Below are 25,362 nucleotides of genomic sequence, written 5' to 3'. Positions count from 1 at the left end.
ATGGAACCGTGTCCTCGGTATTATCTCCGCTAATTAACGCATACAGTACAACAATGAGATGTACGCCTACAAGGAGGAAACAGCGGTATGACTAATCCGATTCTGCAAGCCCCGAATGTTCAGCTGGCGGCCGATTCGACAGCGGTGTTGAATTATCAGCGTGATTCGCGCAATTATATTACCCAGTTATTTGGACCGCAGCTGCCTACGATCAAAAATGGATTCTTCAATGTACACATGAGCAAAGGTATTATTGTGCAGCCACACTGGCATACAAATGTGACCGAGATGGTCGTTCTGATCAACGGGGAAATTACCACCTCTGTCTACGATCCGTTCAAGCGGGAGCGGATTAGTTATCACTTGAAGCCAGGTCAGGTTTCGATATTCCCTCAAGGATGGTTTCACTGGTTTGTGGCGGAGACTGATGAAGTACACCTGTTGACGATTTTTGATCAACCTACACCGGACATTGTGCTCGGGGCAGATTTCCTGGTTGCAACGCCGCCTGAAGTTGCCCATCGTGCATACTGCATTGATGAGGAGGCATACGCAAAGGCAGTAGCATCAATTAAAAATGACGCTATTTTGGGACCACCGATTGGCTGTGTGGATTCTGTTTCCGATCAGGCAATCAAAGCATCCAAATCCTCCAAAAACTCAAAGGGATAACATCAACACGTTCTCCTATCCAATGACCGATTCAGGTCCGTGACCGGAACATTTTCCGAGTACGGGCCTATGTTTTGTTCCAATTAACACATTCCGAATTCTCTGTTAAGATAGGCATAACACTGGTTTGTTACAGTAGTAGCACTCAAAGAATCTGGAGGGACGATCCATGACCATGACTGAGCAGGAAATGCTGGAAACTGCGATGAGCTATGCACCTGTATTGATGTTTGATCGCAATGAACCCTTTTACCCTGATTTTGTAGGCGTTTCCATTTTGGATCAATCAGGACCTTCACCGTCATTCCAGCGTGAAATTCATTTTCCGGTTGAGGCGGTCCAATATGTGATTGAATTTTCGATTTGGTGGGATTATGAAATTGGACATTTGTACGAAATGGAGCATGTGTGGATATATGTGGGTCATGATGGTGAAGTCGTGGACTGTGAAGCCAGCTTCCATGGCAAAGTACTTCGGGGATTGCTGAAGGATCGAGTGAATGTGGTTGGACGCCATGTGTATCTATACTCGCAGCCAGGCAAACATGCTTTTTCTCCGATCCCTGTGGTGTTTGAACTTCTGCCAGATTTGTATAGTGCAGCAGGCGCCAATGCGGGGTGTGACGGTCTGCTCGTGAACGAGATGTTCAAAGGTTATTTCGAAACCAATGAAGAGATTGATGCCAGCGTGCGGAGTTTCCTGCAGACTAAGGCGTTTGTTCCCTCTATGGAGTTTGAAGAGTTTTTGCTTGAGCCGAGTCTATTCATGCCCTGGGAGCAACTGTTTGCTATGATTCCTGAGAGAATTGAGAGTAGATTGAGAGAACTTGAATCAGGTAGAGTTGGCAGGTTGTTTACTTAGGAAAATGAATATAACAAAAAGTGCTTCATCATCTTTTTAGGATGACGAGGCACTTTTTTTGTAAACCAGTAGAACAACGAGTTTCTTAATCTGCTTTGAAAATGAGATCCATAAACCGGTTGGCTGCCAGGGAAATCGGCATATTACGTTTTGTCATGATGCCCACATGCGAAGGGGGCAGGGCAACATCCAGCTGAATTTCGAAGAGAGAACCTTCTTCCAGCTCTTTGGAAATAAATTCACGGGTGACATACGATATGCCCAATCCCCGCCGTGCAAATTCAATTAACAAATCGACACTGCCGACCTCAATCTCGGGCTTGAGGGTATAGCCATAGCTGTTGAACAGCTCCGTGATCGCCATCCGAACCCGGCTGTTTCTGGAGAAAAGAATCAGTTGATGCTCCAGCAGCATGTCCAATGTCATAACTTTATCCTTCAGTTGAGCATAACGTTCACCCGCAACGAAGCAGTCTTTGAGCTGGATACTTTCCCTGACCTCAAGCTGTGGATCAACAATGGGCATCCGCACAACACCCAAATCAATTTTACCTTCTTTCAGAAAGGTAATGACTTCCGGCGTTGTCCCATGACTTAGATGCAGCTTGATGTTAGGGTAGAGCACATGGAATTCTTCCAGATAGGACAGCATGTAATGCTTGAACAGCGAATCACTGCCACCAATCCGTAGTTCTCCGTTGTCTAAACTCTTCAATGCAGCCATTTTCTCCTCGGCCAGCGAGATTAGAATCTGGGATTGTTCAATATACGAATAAAGACTTACACCTTCCTGTGTTAGCGCAACGCCCTTGGAGTTCCGGTAAAACAACGTGAGACCAAAACTTTCTTCCAGCTGTTTAATGGCATGACTGACACTTGGTTGAGTAATATATAGCGCTTTGGCGGCTTGGGTCAAACTGCCTGTTTTGGCAGCCCAATAGAATACCTTATATAATTCATAATTTGTCGTCATAGATATCGTCTATAGCTCCTGTGAAATATATTAATTACTTGTATGGCTATAAAACGTATTATAGTGTAACTACAGCAAAGAAACCAGAGTTACTTGGAAGGAGAATAGTGAGATGGAACCAACGAGCATTATTTTATTTGGTGCGACTGGCGATTTAGCCAAAAGAAAAATATATCCAGCCTTATATAATTTATACATTGAGCAGAAACTTCCGGCATCCTTCTCGCTGATTGGCTTGGGACGCAGAGAATGGTCTGATGAATTCTTTCAGGCACAAGTGGAAAAATCATTAAATGAATTTTCCAGACGCCCGGCTGATCCTCAAGTTGTGAAATCATTCGTGCAGGCTTTTCGCTACAGTGTATTGAATATAAGCCATAAGGAAGATTATATAGAGCTGTTAAATTTGGTTGAACAAAGAGAGGCTGAACTTGGCATTCCGTCCAATCGTCTGTTCTACCTTTCGGTTGGTCCAGAATTCTTCGAACCCATTGCAGAGAATATTCAAAAAAGTGGACTTGGATCAACTGAGGGCTGGAAACGCCTTGTGATCGAAAAGCCATTTGGACATGATCTGCAATCGGCTCGTGACCTCAATCGCAAATTAAGCGAAGCGTTCACCGAAGAAGAAATTTATCGAATTGACCACTATTTGGGCAAACCGATGGTACAGCGTCTCGAAACCTTGCATCAAAGCAATCCGATCATGAAGGCGTTGTGGAACAACCGTTACATCTCCAATGTGCAGATCACCGCTAATGAGACTGTTGGTGTGGAAGAACGGGCATCCTATTATGATCATGTAGGCGCCGTGCGTGACATGTTCCAGAATCATATGCTGCAATTGCTTATGATGATGGCGATCCAGCTTCCGTATAACAGCACCTCGGAAAAAGTCGGTTTGAAGAAAAAACACATCATGGAATCAATCCAGCCACTGCAAAAGCAAAACGTGGGTGCAAGTGTCATTCGCGGACAGTATGCTGAAGGAAACATCCAAGGCAAATCCGTTAACGGATATGCAGCTGAGCCGGGTGTTGCCGAGAATACGATGAATGATACGTTTATTGCTGCCAAATTGCAGATTGATGACTTCTTCTGGCGCGGAGTACCATTCTATATCCGTACCGGTAAACGAATGAAGGAGAAATCCACTCGTATCGTCATCGAATTCAAGGAACCATCCGGACAGTCCAACGTGGTTAACGGTTCCAAACCGAATCTGCTTGTGATTGAGATGAGTCCTGACCAGAGCATGACGCTGCAGCTGAATGCGAGCGACCCGCAAAACAAAGGGGAGTTCAAGCCGGTTCATATTGATCTGTCACCAGATCGCGAGGATCTGGCGGAGGCTTATGAGAACTTGATTCATGATGCATTGCATGGTGATCCAACGTTCTTTGCTCATTGGGATGAAGTAGAACTGTCTTGGGCTTGGGTACAACCTATTCTGGATGCATTCCAGGAGAATTTGCTCCCACTTCATCTGTACCCGGCGGGAAGCTATGGACCCGCAGAGTCCGATGCGATGCTCGCTGCGGAAGGGCACCACTGGTGGTTTGATCAACCTGCCGATCAGCAGGCTGAAGATGATATTGAAGTTCCTATGGCTGTTAATGCTAATCTGTAACCTAAAAAACATATCCTTTGGAGGTAATTGAATATGAAATTTTTCATCGATACAGCAAACTTGGTAGACATCAAAAAAGCTTACAAAATCGGCGTCCTGTCTGGTGTAACAACAAACCCGTCATTGGTAGCCAAAGAAGGCGTGAAATTCGAAGACCGCATTGAAGAAATTTTGCGTGAAGTACCTGAAGTTGAATCCGTATCTGCGGAAGTAACACCAGATGCGATCACAGCTGAAGAGATGATTGCTCAAGCAGACGAACTGATCAAAATCAATAACAACGACAAAAACATCACCATCAAGCTGCCAATGACACTTGCAGGACTGGAAGCTTGCCGTTACCTGACCAAAAAAGGCGTGAAAACCAACGTAACGTTGATCTTCACCGTGAACCAGGCGCTGCTTGCTGCTCGTGCAGGTGCAACATATGTATCCCCGTTCCTGGGACGTCTGGATGACATCTCCGAAGATGGCGTTCAATTGGTTGCTAAAGTTGCTGAGCTGTTCCGTACACATAACCTGGATGCACAGATTATTGCGGCTTCTGTAAGACATCCGGACCACGTTACACGTGTAGCAATGGCAGGAGCACATATCGCTACTGTTCCATTCTCCGTCATTGAACAAATCTCCAAACACCCGCTGACAGATCAAGGCATGGAGAAATTCGCAGCAGACTGGAAAAAAACGGTTCAATAATAAAGGATTGTTGATTTCCAATTTTAAACTACTATATATAAAGAGTATTGGGAGGACATAATGAGTAAACAACAGATCGGTGTCATCGGACTTGCAGTAATGGGTAAGAACCTTGCCCTTAATATTGAAAGCAAAGGATTCTCCGTATCGGTATATAACCGTTCCCCGGAGAAAACGAACGATCTTCTGAAAGAAGCCGAAGGCAAAAACCTGACAGGCGCATTCACGATTGAAGAGTTCGTAGCTTCCCTGGAATCCCCGCGTAAAATCCTGATCATGGTGCAAGCAGGTAAAGCAACGGACGCTACCATTGAACAACTGCTGCCACACTTGGACGAAGGGGACATCATCATTGATGGAGGAAACGCATACTTCCCTGACACCCAACGCCGCAGCAAAGATCTGGAAGCCAAAGGTTTCCGTTTCATCGGTGCGGGTGTATCCGGTGGGGAAGAAGGCGCGTTGAAAGGCCCGGCAATCATGCCAGGTGGACAAGAAAGTGCTTATCAGTTGGTAGAACCGATCCTTACAGCGATTTCGGCCAAAGTAGGCGATGACGCCTGCAGCACATATATCGGACCAGATGGTGCCGGACACTATGTGAAAATGGTGCACAACGGTATCGAGTATGGAGATATGCAGTTGATCGGTGAAGCATATCACTTGCTCAAATCCGTGCTGAATGTGTCCGTTGAAGAATTGCATGCAATCTTCTCTGAATGGAACCAAGGTGAGCTGGATAGCTACCTGATTGAAATCACAGCAGACATCTTCTCCAAATACGATCCGGAAACCGGCAAACCCATGGTTGATGTCATTCTGGATGCAGCTGGACAAAAAGGAACAGGTAAATGGACAAGCCAAAGCGCGTTGGATCTCGGCGTACCATTGTCCATGATTACGGAATCCGTATTCTCCCGCTTCTTGTCTGCGATGAAAGATGAGCGTGTGGCGGCAAGCAAAATCTTGAATGGACCTGCGGTTGAAGCCTTCTCTGGCGACAAAAAAGCATTCATCGAGAATGTGCGCAAAGCCCTCTTTGCAAGTAAAATCGTATCCTATGCACAAGGTTTTGCTCAAATGCGTGCAGCTTCAGACGAATATGGCTGGGATCTGAAATACGGCAACATCGCCATGATCTTCCGCGGTGGCTGCATCATCCGTTCGCAATTCCTGCAAAACATCAAGGAAGCATATGACAAGGATGCAGCATTGAAAAACCTGCTGCTGGACCCATACTTCCAAAATATTGTTGAATCCTACCAAGGTGCATGGCGTGAAGTCGTTGCAGCTGCGGTAACTCAAGGAATTCCGGTTCCTGGATTCTCCAGCGCGTTGTCTTACTATGACAGCTACCGCACTGAGCGTTTGCCTGCGAACCTGTTGCAAGCACAACGTGACTACTTTGGCGCTCACACATTCAAACGTGTGGACAAAGAAGGTTCATTCCATTTCCAATGGATGGACACTAACGAGTAATATGTAATTCGAGATCATTCAGCATTCCTGTGCTCGTTCATGATGTTAGTCATCTTGAGCGGACGCAGGAATGTTTTTTTATTCAGATGAACAGGCTATGGGTTAACGTATCGGCTACTATATAATAATTGGAATTCAAATATTCCAAATTGTAATAAAATGTACGCATATAAGTATTGGAAACAGATGTCCTGTCGCCTTTAACTACGTTATACTTGTTCAGATGGACTGGAATTTGGTTAAGAGAAAATTCAGCAATCAACTTATTGACGTGGAGGTTAACGGAGGCATGTTTGTACTTGCAGGCATCTTGTTTTTGGTAGTGTACGGTTTATTAGTGTTTTACATAGGACGGAGCGGATGGAGCTGGATGAAGCCGGTTGTATCTGCGAGATTTCGTTGGTTTTACATCGCTGTGCTTGTATTCCTTGCATTTTCATTTATACTGGCAAGGTTGTTTGGAAGTATTTCCTTCCTGAGTGTTATCGGTTCGTATTGGCTTGCAATCTTTTCTCTGCTGTTATTGATCCTTCCCGTGGTTCATCTAACGCTATGGTTGCTTAGACTAACCCGTATTCCAAGACATTACGCTCACAAATGGGCAGGTGTGGTCACTCTCGTGCTGTTGCTGTCCACGTTGGGCTATGGTATCTATAACGCCTATAGTCCAGTCGTAAGACAATACAGCATTCAGATTGATAAAAAAGTGGAAGGTGTCGACAGCCTCAACATTGTTATGGCTGCGGATATGCACTTTGGCCTGCTGTCCGGCCCTGCTCACGCTAAACGCATGGTGGAAGAAATTAACGCACTGAAGCCGGATTTAGTGCTGTATCCTGGTGATATTATCGATGACAACCTGGATATGTACCTCAAGAGTGGGATTGCGGATATTATCAGCGGCATTCAAGCCCCTTACGGAGTGTACGCTTCACTGGGCAATCACGACAAGTATAATGGTCCGATCGAGGATCTGATTGCTGCTTTGGAGAAGAGTAATATGCAAGTTCTGTATGATGATAAAATTACATTGGACGATAAGATTACACTGATTGGACGGAAAGACCGGACAGAGAAGGATCGTGCAGAAGTAGCGACGTTGATGCAGGATACCGACTTGAGCAAGCCTGTGCTCATGATGGATCACCAGCCTTATGATTTGGATATTGCGGAACAGAACAACGTAGATTTGGTTGTGTCTGGCCACACCCATCGTGGTCAGATCGCACCCGCTCAGTTTATTACTAAGGCCATCTACGAGAATGATTGGGGTTATCTGCAAAAAGGGTCCATGCACTCTATCGTCACCTCTGGATTTGGCTTCTGGGGACCTCCGATTCGAACAAGCAGTCGATCCGAGATTGTCCAGATTCATGTGACGTTCCAGCAATAATCAGCGATAATAGTAACTATGAGCCCTTCCGTCGAAGGGCTCATAGTTGTACTCCATTCCAAAAGACGACGGATAGACATGTTTCATGTGATTGCTTTTATACAAGGCCCGTGTATCCTTTTGTATGCAGATGGCTGACTAATTCCGCATACCATTCAATGGCTGAACCTCAAGCGAATAGAATACCCCTTTTTTGTTGATTTCCCCAACAACAGTAGCAGCTCCTTTTTTCGTAAAGGTGTACTGATTTTCTTTAATTGTGACCGTATAGCCTTTCAGTTGGATTCCAAAAAGAGATTTTACCTTCGGTGAGGCAGCGGACAAGGCTTGTGATTTGCTCAACTTAGGTTTGGCGAAGGATTTGTTGAAATCCTTGTACCCGCTCCAGTCCTTGCCAAAGTCATTTTGGACTGCCCATACCTTGCCTGTCTTGGCTCCAATAAATACATGATTAATATCTCCGTCATCGCGATAATTCCAGAAGGAGTCTTTTCCATTTTGCTGACGCAGCACATAATCAAACGCCTTCTTATGTGAAATGCCCAAGGTTTTCAATGCGTTTCTGGCTTTGTTGGTCAGGGAAGCATCAGCGTTTTGCAGGGCGTACGTGAAGCTGGCTGTAATTTCATTGTTGTTGTCTATATCGATGTAAACACTTTGATGTTCTCCCCAGATTACCCAATAGTTTTTGAGGCCGCTTTCTTTGCCTGGATGATTGACCCGCCACACGGCATCAGGCTTGAAGGTTTCCTTGGGGTCAAATGATTTCAGAAAGCTGTCTATTTTGAGACGAAGCGCATTATCCATAAATTTATGTATATCTGAAGCTCGGTAGATCAGAATGGTCGATTCTACACGATCTTCTTTTTTATTATAGACCTGCGAAGACATAGCGGTTGCGGCTCCCTTAACGATGCCTTCCACCGACAACTCGTCAGAGCCCAGCCCTGGACTGGAACTGGTGAATTGCACCGTCTGTTTACCAACCAATGCTGTGATGGCTTCGGTTAATCGTTTCAGCGCTGTTTCATCGAGATTCAGGGAAGCCTGGGTATTCGCTATTACTGCTGAGGAATTGCTCTGCGTTGCTGCGGATATGGGGGTTGCGGATAATAGCAGGGTTATGGCTGCAAGAGTTGCTGTAACGGATTTGAATTTGTTCATTAGAAAGAATCCTCCTGATTGTTTAATTGATAAAAGGTAAACAATAAAGCTTATATTACTTTTAACGTGGAATTTAAGGGAAATGTTGCATGTATATGGAATGTAGTGAATTAGCAGTGGTAGCATTTTGGGTTGACACCGTTTTCAGGTTGTGATAAATTATACCCGAGGCTTGTTACCGGTAATGCGGGCAAAACCACTATGGAAATGATTTTTATTATTTCTATTTTGGTTTTGCCCTTTTTTGATCCTCAAAAAAAACAGGTGGGTCCAACATGATTATTAAACAGATATTTAATAACAATATTGTCAGTACCGTGGATGACAAAAATCAGGAACTGCTGATCCTCGGCCGGGGTATCGGATTTAAGTTCAAGGCGGGCGATGAGATTGATGAAGAACGGATTGAGAAAGTCTTCCGGCTTCAGGATGCATCGATCTATGAGAAGTTCAAGTCCATCGTCACAGAAGTGCCGATTGAAATCCTGCAGGCGACAGATGATATTGTGACACTGGCACGTACGCAATTGAACAAAACCATCAGTGACGGGATTTATGTCTCACTGTCGGATCACATTCATTTTGCTGTCCAGCGTTTGGAAAAGGGAATGATTACACGAAATCCGCTCTCTTGGGAAGTGCAGCATTTCTACAAGGCCGAGTTCGACGTGGCCCGGGAAGCGCTCACCCTGCTGAAGGAAAGACTGGATGTGGAGTTTCCCAAAGATGAAATTTGCAACATAGCGCTGCATTTCATCAATGCCGAAGTCAATGATTCCATGAACGACGTCACCCATTTGATGCAGCTGCTGCAAGAGATTATGAACATTATCAAATATCACTTCAATGTTGAATTGGATGAAGATAGCGTCAACTATTTCCGTTTCATTACTCATTTGAAGTATTTCTGCCAACGGGTAATTACTCACTCTTCACACGACGATGCGGAGGAGTATTTATATGAAGTTGTACGGAAAAACTATCCCGAAACCTTCAAATGTATCGGCAAGATTGAAACATTTATCCATAAGAACTACCAGTATGATATGACGCATTCGGAACAGTTGTATCTGACCCTTCATCTGGAGCGGTTAATGAAACCGAAGCGTGAGCAATGAATGATAAGAACATGAACCAGAACCTAACTAAATATCAAATGGGCTTGTTACTGTTCAATCAGGCAATACCCGAATGAATGACACGTAGAAGACGTGGCTATTTGTTCGGGTATTTTTTATTGGAAAAATGAGGAGGAAACGATCATGAAACATCAGGAAACGGCACAGGAAATCATCAAAGCCGTTGGGGGAACAAACAATATCAACTCGGTATATCATTGCGTCACACGACTGAGATTTGATCTGAAAAATAACGATAAAGTGGATAATAACTCACTCAAGAAGCTGGATAAAGTCATGGGAACGAATATCTCTGGAGATCAATTCCAGGTGATTATCGGGAATGACGTATCCAAAGTATTCGATGCTATGGTGAAGGAACATCCGGCAATACAGCAAAGTACAGAAAATAAACAAGCTAAACCGGAAAAAAATAAAAATGTAATTCTCAATATTTTTGAGACGATCGCAGGTGTCTTCGCACCAATGCTGCCAGCAATTACAGCTGCGGGTATGCTCAAAGGATTGCTTGCATTATTCGTATCTCTGGAGTGGATGTCAGCAGGTACTGACACGTACCGTATTCTTTCAGCCATTGGGGATGGCGTATTCTACTTCCTTCCGCTGCTAATTGCGGTTAGTGCCGCTCGCAAATTCGGCAGTAATCCGTTTGTAGCCATTGCGCTAAGTACTGCGCTGATGTATCCCGATATGGGCGCATTGCTATCCAGCGGTGAATCGGTTGCGTTTATTGGCATTCCGGTAACGGCTGTCAGTTATGCCTCATCGGTTATTCCGATTTTGCTTGCCGTATGGTTAATGTCTTATGTTGAGAAATGGGTTGACCGCGTTATCCCGGCAGCATTGAAGCTGCTGCTTGTGCCACTGATTACCTTGCTTGTTATGGTTCCGGTAACACTGATTGCGATCGGTCCACTGGGTACATTTGTAGGTAGTGGCTTGTCCGGTGGTATTAACTGGCTGCTGAACGAAGGCGGATTAATTGCAGGTATTGTTCTTGGAGGCGCGATGGCGCTCATTATTATGACAGGTATGCACTATGCGCTCGTACCGATCATCCTGAGCAATATTGCTACATTAGGCTTCGATAAATTCTTGCCACTGACGTTCATCTCCAATATGGGACAGGCCGGAGCGACGTTGGGCGTATTCTTCCGTGCAAAAGACAAAAAGCTCAAAACCGTTGCATTGTCGACCAGCTTTACAGCTCTGATGGGTGTAACCGAGCCAGCTATGTACGGCGTGAACATGAAATATAAAAAACCGTTCGCTGCTGCGATGATTGGTAGTGCCGTGGGTGGCGGATTCGCTCTTGCTTTTGGAGCCAAAGCTTATGTGCTTGCGGGTAACGGTGGTCTTCCGGGTCTGCCATCCCTGATCGGACAAACCTTCTGGTACTCCTTTGGCGGTATGATACTTGCCTTTGTAGTAGGTGCAATTGTGTCTACTGTGTTCGGGATCAAGGAAGAAGAGGGTGATGCCGAGGCGTTGGCTCAATTCTCACCAGGCGCTCCTGCGGAACCAGCGGCAGCACCTTCCAGCAATGCTGCAACCGTGAACGTGGACGATATGGGTGCTCCAATACCAACGAATGATGCGGTAGCCATCGCACCGATGACGGGTAAAGCAATCGCACTTAAAGAAGTTAATGATCCAACGTTTGGCGATGAATTGATGGGTAAAGGTGTGGCATTTGTTCCAACGGTGGGCGAAATGGTGTCACCAGTTACAGGTACCGTCATGAATGTGTTCAAAACGAAACACGCGATCGTGGTCCGCAGTGATACCGGAATGGAGCTTCTGATCCATGTGGGGATTAACACCGTGAAACTGCGCGGACAGTATTTTGAAGCCCATGTCGCTACGGGAGCACGTGTACAGGCAGGAGACAAGTTACTCACGTTTGAACTTGATCAAATTGCCAAGGAATATGACATTACAACGGCGATGGTCGTTACGAATACAGCAGATTACAAGCAGGTTCTGCCTGTGAAATTGGGTGCAATTACGATCGGTGAAGAAGTATTGAAGGCTGAAATTTAAAGCCGAAAGACGAACTTAAGACGACATCCATAAGAAGAGGAGAGATACGCATGATCAATCGACAAGGGTTTCCGGAAGGTTTTCTGTGGGGCGGCGCAATTGCCGCCAACCAGGCTGAGGGTGGATTTGATGCAGGGGGCAAAGGCTGGTCCACAGCGGATATGGTTCCTTATTTTGAGAAGAAGGATTACACCAACCTTAGAGAACTGATGCACGTGACCAGTGCAACGGTTGAGAAAGCGATGGCTCATCACAGTGCGAAGGGATACCCGAAGCGTTACGGTATTGATTTCTATCACCGTTTCAGAGAGGATATTGCGTTATTCGCCGAGCTTGGTTTCAAGACATTCCGTCTTTCCATCAACTGGCCGCGTATTTTCCCGAACGGGTACGATGCTGAGCCGAATGAAGAAGGATTGCGTTTCTATGATGAAGTGTTCGACGAATTGCGGAAGCACCATATCGAACCTCTCGTGACGCTCTCTCACTATGAAATGCCGATGTCATTGGTATTGAAGTACAACGGCTGGGCAGGACGGGAAGTGATCGGGCATTTTGTAAGATACGCCGAGACCGTGATGAATCGCTACAAAGACAAGGTGAAATACTGGCTGACGTTTAATGAGATCAACACAACCATTATTGAGCCATTCACGGGTGGAGGCATCATTGAAGATCGTGTCGATAATGTGACGCAAGCTTCCTATCAAGCACTTCACCATCAGTTTGTTGCCAGCAGTCTGGTAACGCAGAAGGCGCGTCAGATTAACCCTGATTTCCAGATTGGCTGTATGCTTGCGCGCATGATTCACTACCCGGCCACGTCAAAGCCGGAGGATGTACTGCAAGCTCAGATCGATAATCAGCTGAACCTGCTGCATACCGACGTACAGGTGCGAGGCAGTTATCCTACCTTCATGGCTCGTTATTGGGCTGAACATGACATTTCCATTGTGATGGAAGCTGGAGACGAAGCGATTATGAAAGAACATACGGTTGATTTCATCTCGTTCAGCTATTACACATCGCTGGTATCCGCAGTGAATCCCGAGGAATATGGAGTAACTGGCGGCAACCTGTACAGTACGATTAAGAACCCGAACCTGGAGCGTACAGAATGGGGCTGGCAGCTTGATCCGATCGGACTTCGTGTGGCGTTAAAAGAGCTATATGACCGTTACCAACTGCCGTTATTTGTCGTGGAGAACGGACTTGGTGCCAAGGATACAGTAGAGGCCGATGGTTCCATTCATGATGATTATCGGATTGATTATCTGAGAAAACATATTACACAAATGAAAGAAGCAGTCATGGATGGGGTAGACCTTATGGGGTATACCAACTGGGGTGCGATTGATATCATCAGTGCATCCACTTCGGAAATGTCCAAGCGTTATGGCGTAATCTATGTCGATCAGGACGACAACGGACAAGGCACATTGAATCGCTATAAGAAAAAGAGCTTTGGTTGGTATCAGAACGTCATCGCTACGAATGGCGAAGATTTGGGCTGATTTCGGGGGCAGTCCTTGCGCAGCAGTTATTGCGGCGCAGGGGCCGCTTTTTATTTTGAGGTCAAAAAGGATAGCGCTGTTACATTGATGATGATATACTGTGATCCTATTGGAGGGGATAAAGATGAAGAAACCTATTATTGCTGTAGATATGGATGACACCATATGTCATCTGGTCAAGCGAGCCATCTATCATAACAATATCCATTTCCCAACCCATCCGCTGCGATATGAGGATATGATACATTGGGATACATCCCATTTGCGCCATCCGGATTGTACACATGATGTATTTTACGGTCGACCAGGGCTGTTTGAGGAACTGGAGATTTACGATGAATATGTGGTAGAAGAGGTGGAAAAGCTCCATCAAGCCTATGATCTGCTGATCCTAACCGCGGCTGAGCCCAAAACGGTTGTAGAGAAGTGGAATTGGCTTCAGAAGCATATGCCATACATATCTCCAGAACAGTTTATAACCTGTAAACGGAAGAACTTGATTAACTTCGATCTGTTAATTGATGATGGAGCACATAACCTGATACCTGCGATGAATGACGGAAAAAAAGTCATCTGTATCCCTCATCCTTGGAATATAAATGAACGGGAGCAGCATCAGTTTCCGTTGATGACGTCTTGGAAAGGTGCAAAGGCTTATGTAGATCGTCTGCTTGAAACAGAACAGGAAGAAAGCCGATTTTATCCAATAAAGGGATGAACCCAGAGAAGGAACGGAAGGCAGGAACACTTAATTCAATGGTTCTGCTCTGAAGTTCCTGCGATAGCCCTGCGGGGTTTCTCCTGTAATTCGTTTAAAGACGGCGTAAAATGAATCTACATCCCGGTAACCTACAAGTTCAGCAATTAAACTGACTTTATGTTGTGAATTCTTCAGCAATTCACAGCTTTTTTGTATGCGCAAATGTTGCAGGTAAGAACCAAACGTCCGCCCGGTATGGGTCACGAACATGCGTCCAATATGTCTTTCGCTCCAACCAGAAATATTCACCAGTTCGCTTAAACGGATTCGTTCGTGAACATGCTGGTCCAGGTAATGAAGAATATGTTCCATATCAGTCGCATGTTCCTTCACATTACAGGTAGCTTGATGAATCTGTCTGTACGTTGTCACGACGAGTTGGCTAACAAGCGTGTACAGGATCGTGGAAGAACCGATTCCCGGAACGGCAGATTCACGGTACAGCTTTACCATTAATTCCTCCAGCCGTTGGCTATAATCTGTGATGGATACATAAGGAATTCGATTCATCTCCAGGTCTGTCAGATGGTTTTGAATCTCAGTCTCCTGAATCATAATGGACAAGGTGTGGATCAGTTCGGAATTGAACAGACAGTTATAGATAATGAGTGGATGCTCTGATACATTTGCGGTAGCCGGACGGAACACATGAGGTACGCCGACCGGAATGACAAATAACATGCCTTTGTGTACCGGAATAATATCGTCACCAATGTGATGAAAGCCCTTTCCTTCTGCCACATAACTATACTCAACAAACTCGTGTGCGTGAAAAGGAACCACAAAATCCTCGGAACATCGGTTCACGAACAGCTTCAGATTATTTTGAAAAAAGGATTCGCTCTTGAACAGTTGTATGGTTGGATTCACGAGACAGCCTCCTTGGTTGGAATGACCAGATTACCGGGTTAAACTGTCCTCATTGCCGGGTATTTCCGATCACAGAATCGATATAATTATATCGTAACCTTGAATAGGAAACCACGATGGAAAGGGATGTTTCTCTGATGTTGACCGTAAGTCATCTGCGTTGTGAGTATAGAATAAATCCGATTGGACTAGATATCACGTCGCCCAGATTAAGCTGGCATTTGCAATCCGATCACAGAAATTGTGTACAGTCAGATTATCAAATTCAGTTGTCACGGACGGAAGATTTTGCTCAGATGGAATGGGATTCTGGCAAAAAAAGCTCTGATCAGTCCATTCATGTTGAACTGGATCAATGGGTGCCCGAAGCACGAACCCGTTACTATTATCACATTCGTGCCTGGGATCGTGCAGGAGATGAATCAGACTGGTCGGAGACAGCGTATTTCGAGACGGGATTCATGGGTAGGGAAGATGCCTGGCAGGCGGAGTGGATCACAGTCGATCCTTCCTCTCAGCAGGATGAGTCTTGCCCACGACTGCGTACCTTGTTTGAACTGATAAAGCCTGTAACATCGGCAAGAATTTATGTGACAGCACTTGGATTGTATGAACTTCATCTGAATAACCAGAGAGTGGGTGAAGCATACTTCACCCCCGGCTGGACCAGTTATAGTAAGCGATTGCAGTATCAGGTCTATGATGTTACCGATCAGCTTCAGAATGGACAGAATATACTCGGTGCTTATCTGGGAGATGGCTGGTACAAAGGACATTTGGGATGGGAGAAAAAGCAGAAGATATACGGTACGAACGCAGGCTTGCTGCTGGAACTTCATATTCATTATACCGATGGTTCAGAAGAACGTATTATTTCGGATCGAAACTGGAAGACTTCCCCCAGCGCCATTCGCAGCTCGGACATTTATATGGGCGAAACGTATGATGCACGTATGGAATCTGAATGGCAGGATTCATCCTCAGTCCAATGGTCGCCAGTACGTGTGCTGGATTACTCGAAGGAGATTATTATTGCACAAGAGAACGTTCCCGTAACGCCAATAGAGCAAATTAAACCGATTGCCTTGCTTACTACTCCACTGGGAGAGCGTGTGCTGGATATGGGACAGAATATGGTCGGTTGGGTAAGATTCAGCATTCAGGGTGAAACGGGGCACACCGTTGAGTTGCTACATGCCGAGATATTGGATCATAAGGGTAATTTCTACACTGAAAACCTGCGTGGGGCAACGCAGTGCATTCGTTATACCCTAAAAGGCGGTGCAGTAGAGACGTACGAGCCACGTTTCACATTTCAGGGATTCCGTTATGTGAAGTTGATTGGATTCCCGGACGAGATTCGGCTCGAGGATTTCACCGGTGTAGTGCTGCATTCCAATATGGAGCGAACCGGTGATTTTAAAAGTTCCAGTTCACTCGTGAATCAGCTTCATCACAATATATTGTGGGGGCAAAAAGGGAATTTCCTTGACGTACCGACAGATTGTCCGCAGCGGGATGAGCGGCTGGGCTGGACGGGAGACGCACAGATGTTTATACGCACATCCTCATATCTGATGAACACAGCGCCTTTTTTCACCAAATGGCTGAGGGATCTGCAGTCCGATCAGGGAGAGGATGGAGGCATTCCTTTCTATGTTCCTGATTTGAGGAGCTCGACGTCAGACGGATGGGGGGATACGAATCATTCTTCCGCTGCCTGGGGGGATGCCGCAGTGATCTGTCCATGGACGATCTACGAGATGTACGGGGATGTCAGGCTGTTGGCCGAGCAATATGACAGCATGAAGCGCTGGATTAATTACATTCATGCTCAAGGAGAGAATCCTTACTTGTGGAATACTGGTTTCCACTTTGGGGATTGGCTCGGGCTGGATTCCAAGCCGGACAGCTATATTGGAGCTACAGATAAGGATTTCGTAGCAACTGCATTCTATGCTTATTCGGTTTCTCTAACACGGAAGGCTGCTGAGGTGTTGGGGCATACAGAAGATGTAACTTATTATGATAAGCTGCATGACAACATTGTTGCTGCATTTCAAAATGAATTTGTGACACCTGCGGGCAAACTTGCAGTCCCCACACAGACCGCGCATGTGCTTGCTTTGCATTTTGACCTATTGGATTCTACAGCTCGGAAACGGACCATTGATCAATTGGGAAAACTGGTTGCGGATGCAGGAAACCACTTGACCACCGGTTTTGTTGGAACACCTTATCTGAATCCGGTATTGAGTGATACGGGGCATCATGATCTGGCCTATACGCTGCTCTTTCAGGAAGACTATCCATCCTGGTTATATCAAGTGACACAAGGTGCGACTACGGTTTGGGAGCATTGGGACGGAATCAGGGAGGATGGCAGTCTGTGGAGTGCAGACATGAATTCGTTCAACCATTATGCTTACGGCGCCATAGGGGAGTGGTTATATCGTTATGTTGCCGGAATTAACACAGATGAGCAAGAGCCAGGGTTCCGCATCGTACACATTGAACCCAAACCAGGACCTGGACTGGAGTGGGTGGAAGCGAGCTTCAAGACCATGTACGGTTCTGTCACATCCAACTGGTATCGCCGCGATAATAACGAGATGCAGGTACATGTGACCATTCCTGCCAATACGACGGGCACGGTCCTTCTTCCTGGAGCAGATGTGCAGACGGTTGTGGAGAACGGAAAAGCTTTGGATCAAGTAGCGGACATTCATGAAATTCTAACGCAGGGATCAGATGTACGAATTGCTCTGGGCTCAGGAAGCTACCAATTCACATACAAGGTACTTGAAGCGGATCAGGAAGTCCACGCACAACAGGTGGAGTCAGTATAACTGGGTGTATTAGAGGAATCTGCCAACAGGATCGTGAACTAATATAATAGTGAAAGCTGGACCCGAGTAGAGGATCTGCACACGCAGGTTCTCTTTTTTTACTTGGAAAGAGACACTTTTCAGCATTTCGATACGAGGCTCAAAAATTAATGATGCAATGAAGGGAGAAGGCTATATTTGACGACTGGAAAAATATTAGGTATTGCATACAATGTCATTCCTGTATCCAATGTTGAACAGTCCGCCGCTTGGTTTGTCAACCATTTTGGATTTAATATTAGACAGCCAAGAGAAGGCTATATCAGCCTTTTTAGAGACAATAGACCGATTCTCGATCTGATTGAAAGTGATCATGATTCCAGAGCCGTATTTCAAGTGAAGCAGAAAAAGAGATGGGTGATCACCTTTTTCACGGACGATATCGTTAAACTCCATACTGAACTCACTGCTGGTCATGTCCGTGTTGGGAAAGTTAGTGATGAGGGCATATACGGAAAGTTTTTTACTTTTGAAGATCTGGACGGTAATCTGTTCGACGTCTGGGAGCATCACGACTGTGAATTAATATATTAGGGTGAAGGAGCATAGCAATATCAATATGAGTAAGGAGGACGTATGCAGAATGAGCAAAGAAAAAGTCAGACTGGTTAAACCTTCAGCTGAATACAAAGAAGCGTATGTAGCATTTTATGAAGATTGGGTTGCAAGCGGAGAATCAATGGTACCGTGGGTCATTACGAAAGAGCCTTATCCTTATGAAGAGATGTTAGCTTTTTTGGAACGCAGCGAACAAGGCATCGATATCCCGGAAGGCTGGGTCAGAGACAGTACATACTGGCTCGTGACGGAGAGTGAGCGAGTTGTTGGAGCCGTAAATATACGACATGAATTGAATGAGAAGCTGTTCCATAGCGGAGGGCATATTGGTTATGGAATTCGTCCAGGCGAGCGACAGAATGGATACGGTGCGGAGATCCTCAAGCTTTCCTTGGAAATTACCAAACATCTCGGAATTACCAAAGTATTAGTCGTATGTAACGCCCATAATGAGGCATCCAGAAGAGTTATTCTTCGTAACGGGGGCATTCAGGACCAAGACTATGTAGAGCCTGACGGAAATATCGTTGAGCGGTTCTGGATAGGTAAATAGCTAATGTCGAATAATGCTGAAAATTGGGGTGATTTAACGAAAATAATATAGATTATGATTGTATTACTAACGTTTGCTGATTAAAATAAAGCTTAGAATCTGGATTGCGGCCGGAAACTATCATCCTATCAGGCATAAGTGAGGTTTTACTATGAATCAACCGGTTAATCGGCCCCGGCATATTGAGTATCTGGATCTCTATCGTGCTTTTGCAATTATGGCAGTGGTCGCCATTCATGCGACTTCAACAGCCGTTGCACATTATCCCAAGCACACGTTGGATCATAACTTTTATTATTTTTGGAACAGCTTTCTGCAATTCGCCGTACCTGCATTTTTGTTCTTGTCCTCATTGGTGTTGTTTTATAATTACAGCTCCAAGATGAAGGAAAAGGGCTGGATGCCCGCTTTTTATAAAAAGCGATTATTTTATGTTTTTGTGCCTTATCTGGCCTGGTCACTCATTTATTTTATCGTCAAACAATGGCTAGCAGGCAAAGAGCCTCTGGCACATGTGAAGCAGTTCTCGGAGCAATTGTTAACGGGTACTGCACATACGCATTTATATTTTTTTCTGATTATTTTGCAATTTTATGTGGTTTTTCCACTGCTTCTTTCGTTAACACGTTACCGTTTATTTAATCGATATTTACCGTTGTTCTTTATTGCGGCGCAGGCTGTTTTTTACGCACTGCATTTGCAGTTTCATTTCTCACGGATGGGGAGTTTGCTGCCCAGTTACCTGATTGTTATTGGATTCGGTGCTTGGATTGGCTTGAACTTCGATGCGGCATTGAAGAAATTGTTCTCGTACCGTTATGTGCTGATTGCTGCATTGTTGAGCGGAGGAGCAGTCTTTATTTACGGCAATACTTATATAAAAACGGCTTTCGCCGCAACTCCGGCGCTAACCTATACGCTGCTATTTCTATTCCGTAATCTGTTTACCCTCTCAGCCTGCTTACTCTTACTGATCGTATGTGAACGAATAGGTGCATGGAACCAGAATGGATCTAATCGGACAACTCGCATTCTGAACTCTTTGGGTACGGTGGCGTTTGGTGTATTTTTAATACACCCATTAGTGCTTTTGTTCTGGAGAAGAGAGCTTTCCGTGGAACTCGCTCCACACTTCAGCCTGGGCATTATGCTGTCTTATGTTGTGGCAATTCTGCTCTCATGGATGATTGCCATGGGACTTAGAAGAATGAAGTGGGGATGGGTTCTGATCGGACGTTAACGTTGGGTAGACTGTGAAATGATGAATATAAAGTGAAGCCGAAAAGAGAGATTTCAAGCCCTGTAATTTTCAGTGGATGACTTGAAATCTCTTTTTTATTTGTCCAAGAGGCGTTATTATGGACTAATGTCCAGAAAATTCAAGTAATGGTATACATATCGTTGATGTCAGGAGTGATGGGATGAAGTTTATCATTATTTTTGGTCCACAGGCTGTGGGGAAAATGACGGTGGGTCAGGAATTGGAGAAGATCACCGATCTGAAATTGTTTCACAATCATATGACGATTGAACTGGTGTCACCTTATTTCAGTTATGGTACACCTCAAGGAAAGAGACTTGTTAATCTGTTCCGTCAGGAGATTTTTGAAGAAGTGGCGAAGAGTGAGCTGCCCGGTTTGATTTTTACATTTGTGTGGGCATTCGATATAAAAGAGGATTGGGAGTACATACGCAAAGTCAGTGCGTTGTTCGAGTCCAGAGGTGCAGAGGTATATTATGTTGAACTGGAGGCTGATCCGACCGAACGAGTGGAGCGTAACAAGAGTCCACATCGGCTGCTGCACAAAGCAACGAAGCGTAATATCGAATGGTCTGAGCAGGACCTGCTTTCGAGTATGGAGAAATATCGGTTGAACTCAGAGCCCGGAGAAATTACGCATGAGCATTATATTCGGATTAATAACACCAATAAGAGCCCGAAAGACGTGGCGCAGCTAATCCAAGAACGATTCAAACTGTAATTATAAGGGGAGGCGAATAAAGTATGTATCTCATTTTGGCTCTAATAGTAGGATTTGTTCTGTGTCTTCTGTTCCCATATGGTACGATTTTGGTAGGTGCTATTATATTTGCACTTGTTGCAGACAATTATCGTCAGACCATGAGTATGCGCGAGGATATTCGTTCCATTAAGCATCATCTAGGACTGATGCACAAGGGTGAAGCGGAAGAGTACCAGATCGATAAACAGTTAACCGATATGGATCACTTGGACTCGGATCAGTTGAAGATCATTAATCGAAGAATTGAAGCAGAGCTGGAGAAGGAAAGCAAAAAGAATAAATCATGATCAAACACTACACGAAAAGGGAAAAGGATTGGCATGTTACGCCGTTGACTGATGATAGTCTTGAGATGATATATGTCTGCGAAAAAAGTGAGCAAATCGTGACAAAATAATAATAATTAATTTTTTTGTATGCCATTTTTCATCATTCGGACACATTAAGTCCTCCTCTAGGGAGGGCTTTTTTTGTTTATTTATGATCGGAATTCAGCAGGATTTTAAGAGGCGGATAATCAAAAAAATAGCGAATAAGTGCAAGCGCTTTTAATCTGGAATGACGCTAAAATGTTCATAAACGTACTTATTAATTTTGGTTTATAAGTGGACGAAGTGGAAGGTGAGTAGTAGGCTGTCTGACACAGATCTGGTGCAGGCAGGTATTGAAATTATCGATCTAATGCTCTCTGTGTAAGTATAATTCACTGGATAAAACGTCATGCTAAGGGCGTGGTTTGTGAGGGAAGGTAAATAGATGCAGATTCGATATGCGCAAACAGAAAAAAATACAAAGCGACTAAACAGTTCCATTTAGACATTCAAAAAATGGTTGTTAGGGGTAAAGCATCATCGATTTTTATGTTGCACAATGTAGAAAAATGTAATACCATGAACGCACATATAGTTAACATTGATGTGAAATGGGCAAGGCCAGTGACCTCGTAGAAGGTACGGTTTGCCTTTTTCTGTATATTGGAGTGGATAAAGTGAAGATCGAGAAGGTGTTAAACAATAATGCTGTAGTTGCGATGAAAGACGAACGTGAAGTCATTGTCATTGGCCGGGGAATTGCTTTTCAGAAGCGAGCCGGTGATGAGGTGTCCGAGCAGCATATTGATAAGATATTTACTTTACAGAATGAAAATATTCAGGAAAATTTCAAGGCATTAATCGCGAGCATACCACTGGAATACATGAAAGTGTCTGAGGAGATTATTGCCTATGCCAAGCTGAAGCTTGGGAAAAAGCTAAACGAGAGCATCTACCTGCATCTGACGGATCATATTCATTTTGCCATCGAACGTTATCGTAATAATCTGCCTATCCGTAATGGACTGCTGTGGGAGACCAAGCAGCTCTACAAGGATGAATATGAGGTAGGGCTGGAAGCGCTAAATATGATTTGTGATCAGTTTGGTATATTGTTGCCGGAAGATGAGGCAGGGTTCATGGCGCTTCATTTTGTGAATGCGGCACTAAACGAAGAGATGCCTAACATCCGAAGCATGACTCAGGTCATGCAGGAGATTTTGACGATCATCAAATATCATTTCAAGATGGACTTTGACGAGAACTCACTGAATTATTATCGATTTGTGACCCATCTGAAGTTTTTCGCTCAACGGCTGGTAAAAGGCAAGCATTACAAGAGTAACAACGACGATGAGTTATTCGAGATGATTCAGAAAAAGTATCCAGAAGCGCACAAGTGCTCGGAGAAAATTCGAAAATTCATTGAAAACAACTACACGTATCAACTGACTAACGAAGAAATGATGTATTTAACCATTCATATTGAGCGTGTGGTACATGCCACATCTGAGTAACGATATTACAAAATAAAGATTCTTAAAAAAACGCTTGCAATAGTTCAGAAGTTATTATATTATGAATCCATAAAGTAAGCGCATACATCAATCGGATTGTAACTGTTCAATCAGGCAATTCCGATACTTCCGACCACTCTGGTCCGTAAAGATGGGTTGCAACTTACTTTAAGATGAAGTTGTTAGTGTAACAACTGAATATCGCTGTGTACAGCCTTACAGGGTTGCAACCGTTAAGGGCAAAACCTGAATTGCTGAATATCACGACTTGTTTCCGGATTTTTCGGTACGTTGTGTATGTTCAGTAGTTCAGGTTTTCTTTGTTTCACAAGCATCGGGAGTCTACTTAGAGAGGGAGAATTACTATGAACTACGATCAACTGGCCAAAGACATTTTGTCTGGTGTAGGTGGAGCTAAAAACGTAAACAGTGTATTCCATTGCGTAACCAGATTGCGTTTTAAACTCAAAGATGAAAGCGTTGCTAAAACGGAAGAACTTAAAAATCTGCCGGGTGTCATTACCGTTATGCAGAGTGGTGGACAGTATCAGGTCGTAATCGGCAATGAAGTGCCGGATGTATATAAAGCCGTAGTAAAGGCAGGTAACTTGTCTGCTGAAGGTCAAGTAGATGAGACAGATTCAGATTCAGGTCCAAAAGGCAGTTTGTTTAACCGCTTTGTAGATATGATTTCTGGTGTATTTACTCCAGTGCTTGGATTACTCGCAGCGACGGGAATGATTAAAGGTTTCACTGCTATGTTCGTGTCCTTGGGTTGGGTAGACAATACTGCTGGTACGTATGCATTATTAAATGCCATTGGGGATTGTTTATTCTACTTCTTCCCGATCTTCCTTGGATACACAGCTATTAAAAAATTCGGTGGAAGTCCATTCCTAGGTATGGCCATTGGTGCATCATTAGTCTATCCAACACTTGCAGGTATTCGTGCTGGAGAACCGTTGTACACTTTATTTGCAGGCACACTGTTCGAATCACCGATTCGGATCGAGTTTCTAGGTATACCGGTTATTTTAATGGATTATGCTTCATCCGTTATTCCGATTATCTTAGCAACGTTCTTTGCGGTCAAAATCGAACGTTTCTTCAAAAAGGTTATGCCTAAAGTAGTCAGCAATTTCCTAGTTCCATTTTGTACTTTACTAGTTATTGTACCACTTACGTTCTTGGTAATTGGGCCGGTTGCGACATGGGCGGGTCAACTGTTAGGTGCATTTACATCTTCGATTTACGGACTGAGCCCTTTACTTACAGGACTTGTAATCGGCGGTTTGTGGCAAGTATTCGTCTTGTTTGGACTCCACTGGGGACTCGTTCCATTGGCATTCGTTAACCTTGCAACGCTTGGTTATGATTCGATTCTGGCATTGTCATTTGCAGCTTCCTTTGCTCAAATCGGTGCAGTGCTTGCGGTTATTCTGAAAACGAAAAGTCAAAAAATAAAAACACTCGGTGCACCTGCGTTTATATCTGGTATTTTCGGTGTCACTGAACCAGCGATTTACGGCGTAACATTGCCACTGAAAAAACCGTTTATCATGAGCTGTATTGCTGGTGGTATTGGTGGTGGTATCCTTGGTTTTGCCGGAACTAAAGGTTATATAATTGGTGGTCTTGGAATCTTCGGTTATCCGAGCTATGTAAGTCCTACAGAGGGTATGAATTCCGTATTCTTCTGGACGGTTGCAGCAACCATTATTGCATTCATCCTTGGTTTCATCTTGACGTATGTTGTTGGTTTCAAAGATCCGGTGGACAAAGCAGCTACACCAGCTCCAGCCCCGGTACTCGATCCAAACCCGAACAACAGATATGAAATTTTCAGCCCAATGGCTGGTGAAGTGGTTGAACTGAAAGAGATCAATGATGTTACCTTTGCAGGAGAGCATATGGGTAAAGGGATTGCGATTCGTCCAACCAGCGGCAGAGTTGTATCTCCAATCACGGGAGTTGTACAAACGGTATATCGCACCAAACACGCTATTGGACTTGTAACGGATGATGGTGTTGAGATGCTGATTCATATCGGACAGGATACCGTGCAATTGAAAGGTCAGCATTTCACAGCTCATGTAAAAGATGGCGACCGTGTTAATGTGGGCGATCTGATTATGGAATTTGATCTGCAAGCGATCAAGGATGCCGGGTATGAGACAGTTACACCGATTATTATTACGAACACGTCCAATTATCTGGATGTAGTGGGCACGAAAGATGCATCTGTGAAAGAGAAAGATAAATTGATCACAGTGCTCGGTTAATTAAACGTTCATTATGGATAGGAGGCAGATG

At 44.5% G+C, this 25,362-nt stretch carries 21 protein-coding genes; 18 read left to right on the top strand and 3 right to left on the bottom strand.

From position 1 onward, the window contains the following. Positions 1 to 87 precede the first annotated feature (87 nt). Together MKY42_RS20485 and MKY42_RS20480 are read left to right on the top strand one after the other, a co-directional pair. Positions 88 to 672 carry a cupin domain-containing protein gene (locus tag MKY42_RS20485; RefSeq protein ID WP_090900280.1) on the top strand — a complete coding sequence of 195 codons (585 nt, stop codon included), beginning with the start codon at positions 88 to 90 and terminating at the stop codon, positions 670 to 672. 169 nt (positions 673 to 841) lie between these two features. Continuing rightward, the gene (locus MKY42_RS20480) at positions 842 to 1,534 is read left to right on the top strand and encodes a hypothetical protein (RefSeq protein ID WP_090900277.1); all 693 of its coding nucleotides are present in this window, start codon (positions 842 to 844) and stop codon (positions 1,532 to 1,534) included. Between the two features lie 85 nt (positions 1,535 to 1,619). Here MKY42_RS20480 and MKY42_RS20475 read toward each other — a convergent pair whose 3' ends face one another. Beyond that, positions 1,620 to 2,507: a LysR family transcriptional regulator gene (locus tag MKY42_RS20475; protein WP_090900275.1), complete on the bottom strand. Its 888-nt coding sequence runs from the start codon at positions 2,505 to 2,507 to the stop codon at positions 1,620 to 1,622. A 112-nt stretch (positions 2,508 to 2,619) separates the two neighbouring features. Here MKY42_RS20475 and zwf point away from each other — a divergent pair, with 112 nt between their 5' ends. The 4 genes from zwf (at position 2,620) to MKY42_RS20455 (ending at position 7,708) form a co-directional block, all read left to right on the top strand. Beyond that, positions 2,620 to 4,137 carry a glucose-6-phosphate dehydrogenase gene (gene zwf / locus MKY42_RS20470; protein WP_339844265.1) on the top strand — a complete coding sequence of 506 codons (1,518 nt, stop codon included), beginning with the start codon at positions 2,620 to 2,622 and terminating at the stop codon, positions 4,135 to 4,137. A 33-nt stretch (positions 4,138 to 4,170) separates the two neighbouring features. Next, positions 4,171 to 4,836: a fructose-6-phosphate aldolase gene (gene fsa, locus MKY42_RS20465; protein WP_063563123.1), complete on the top strand. Its 666-nt coding sequence runs from the start codon at positions 4,171 to 4,173 to the stop codon at positions 4,834 to 4,836. Positions 4,837 to 4,896: 60 nt separating this feature from the next. After that, positions 4,897 to 6,315, top strand: a complete 1,419-nt coding sequence (gene gndA / locus MKY42_RS20460; RefSeq protein WP_090900269.1) for an NADP-dependent phosphogluconate dehydrogenase — start codon at positions 4,897 to 4,899, stop codon at positions 6,313 to 6,315. A gap of 289 nt (positions 6,316 to 6,604) precedes the next feature. Further along, complete coding sequence (locus tag MKY42_RS20455) at positions 6,605 to 7,708, top strand: metallophosphoesterase (RefSeq protein ID WP_339853009.1); 1,104 nt, start codon at positions 6,605 to 6,607, stop codon at positions 7,706 to 7,708. A 138-nt stretch (positions 7,709 to 7,846) separates the two neighbouring features. On the opposite strand, the gene MKY42_RS20450 is transcribed toward MKY42_RS20455, so the two are convergent. Then, positions 7,847 to 8,872, bottom strand: a complete 1,026-nt coding sequence (locus MKY42_RS20450) for a hypothetical protein (protein WP_339844259.1) — start codon at positions 8,870 to 8,872, stop codon at positions 7,847 to 7,849. A gap of 275 nt (positions 8,873 to 9,147) precedes the next feature. On the opposite strand from MKY42_RS20450, the gene MKY42_RS20445 reads away from it, so the two are divergent. The 4 genes from MKY42_RS20445 (at position 9,148) to MKY42_RS20430 (ending at position 14,286) form a co-directional block, all read left to right on the top strand. Continuing rightward, positions 9,148 to 9,990, top strand: a complete 843-nt coding sequence (locus MKY42_RS20445; RefSeq protein ID WP_053780809.1) for a PRD domain-containing protein — start codon at positions 9,148 to 9,150, stop codon at positions 9,988 to 9,990. A gap of 144 nt (positions 9,991 to 10,134) precedes the next feature. Next, the gene (locus MKY42_RS20440) at positions 10,135 to 12,054 is read left to right on the top strand and encodes a beta-glucoside-specific PTS transporter subunit IIABC (RefSeq protein WP_339844257.1); all 1,920 of its coding nucleotides are present in this window, start codon (positions 10,135 to 10,137) and stop codon (positions 12,052 to 12,054) included. A 50-nt stretch (positions 12,055 to 12,104) separates the two neighbouring features. Next, on the top strand, positions 12,105 to 13,568 hold the full coding sequence (ascB, locus tag MKY42_RS20435; protein ID WP_339844255.1) for a 6-phospho-beta-glucosidase: 1,464 nt from the start codon (positions 12,105 to 12,107) through the stop codon (positions 13,566 to 13,568). A gap of 124 nt (positions 13,569 to 13,692) precedes the next feature. Next, positions 13,693 to 14,286 (top strand): hypothetical protein, encoded by a 594-nt coding sequence (locus MKY42_RS20430; RefSeq protein WP_090902484.1) that lies wholly within the window; start codon positions 13,693 to 13,695, stop codon positions 14,284 to 14,286. A gap of 30 nt (positions 14,287 to 14,316) precedes the next feature. Here the strand turns inward: MKY42_RS20430 and MKY42_RS20425 are convergent, their stop codons facing one another. Beyond that, positions 14,317 to 15,198, bottom strand: a complete 882-nt coding sequence (locus MKY42_RS20425) for an AraC family transcriptional regulator (RefSeq protein ID WP_339844253.1) — start codon at positions 15,196 to 15,198, stop codon at positions 14,317 to 14,319. Between the two features lie 137 nt (positions 15,199 to 15,335). Between MKY42_RS20425 and MKY42_RS20420 the strand changes: the two genes are divergently transcribed. The 8 genes from MKY42_RS20420 (at position 15,336) to MKY42_RS20385 (ending at position 25,331) form a co-directional block, all read left to right on the top strand. Next, the gene (locus tag MKY42_RS20420) at positions 15,336 to 18,047 is read left to right on the top strand and encodes a family 78 glycoside hydrolase catalytic domain (protein ID WP_339844250.1); all 2,712 of its coding nucleotides are present in this window, start codon (positions 15,336 to 15,338) and stop codon (positions 18,045 to 18,047) included. Between the two features lie 177 nt (positions 18,048 to 18,224). Further along, positions 18,225 to 18,620: a VOC family protein gene (locus MKY42_RS20415; RefSeq protein ID WP_109998375.1), complete on the top strand. Its 396-nt coding sequence runs from the start codon at positions 18,225 to 18,227 to the stop codon at positions 18,618 to 18,620. 49 nt (positions 18,621 to 18,669) lie between these two features. Beyond that, entirely contained in the window at positions 18,670 to 19,197 is a 528-nt protein-coding gene (locus MKY42_RS20410; protein ID WP_090900242.1) for a GNAT family N-acetyltransferase, read from the top strand. Between the two features lie 151 nt (positions 19,198 to 19,348). Beyond that, the gene (locus MKY42_RS20405) at positions 19,349 to 20,437 is read left to right on the top strand and encodes an acyltransferase (protein WP_339844247.1); all 1,089 of its coding nucleotides are present in this window, start codon (positions 19,349 to 19,351) and stop codon (positions 20,435 to 20,437) included. A gap of 181 nt (positions 20,438 to 20,618) precedes the next feature. After that, on the top strand, positions 20,619 to 21,179 hold the full coding sequence (locus MKY42_RS20400) for an AAA family ATPase (RefSeq protein ID WP_090900236.1): 561 nt from the start codon (positions 20,619 to 20,621) through the stop codon (positions 21,177 to 21,179). A 23-nt stretch (positions 21,180 to 21,202) separates the two neighbouring features. Next, positions 21,203 to 21,508, top strand: a complete 306-nt coding sequence (locus MKY42_RS20395) for a DUF456 domain-containing protein (RefSeq protein ID WP_090900233.1) — start codon at positions 21,203 to 21,205, stop codon at positions 21,506 to 21,508. 701 nt (positions 21,509 to 22,209) lie between these two features. After that, positions 22,210 to 23,049 (top strand): PRD domain-containing protein, encoded by an 840-nt coding sequence (locus MKY42_RS20390; protein ID WP_090900230.1) that lies wholly within the window; start codon positions 22,210 to 22,212, stop codon positions 23,047 to 23,049. Positions 23,050 to 23,414: 365 nt separating this feature from the next. Then, a complete protein-coding gene (locus MKY42_RS20385) occupies positions 23,415 to 25,331 on the top strand; it encodes a beta-glucoside-specific PTS transporter subunit IIABC (protein WP_090900227.1) in 1,917 nt (638 codons plus the stop codon). The last annotated feature ends 31 nt before the right edge of the window (positions 25,332 to 25,362 follow it).

Origin of the sequence: Paenibacillus sp. FSL W7-1088 (assembly GCF_037969855.1) — a bacterium.
Classification (GTDB): Bacteria; Bacillota; Bacilli; order Paenibacillales; family Paenibacillaceae; genus Paenibacillus.
This window is presented reverse-complemented; position numbering and strand designations above follow the sequence as displayed.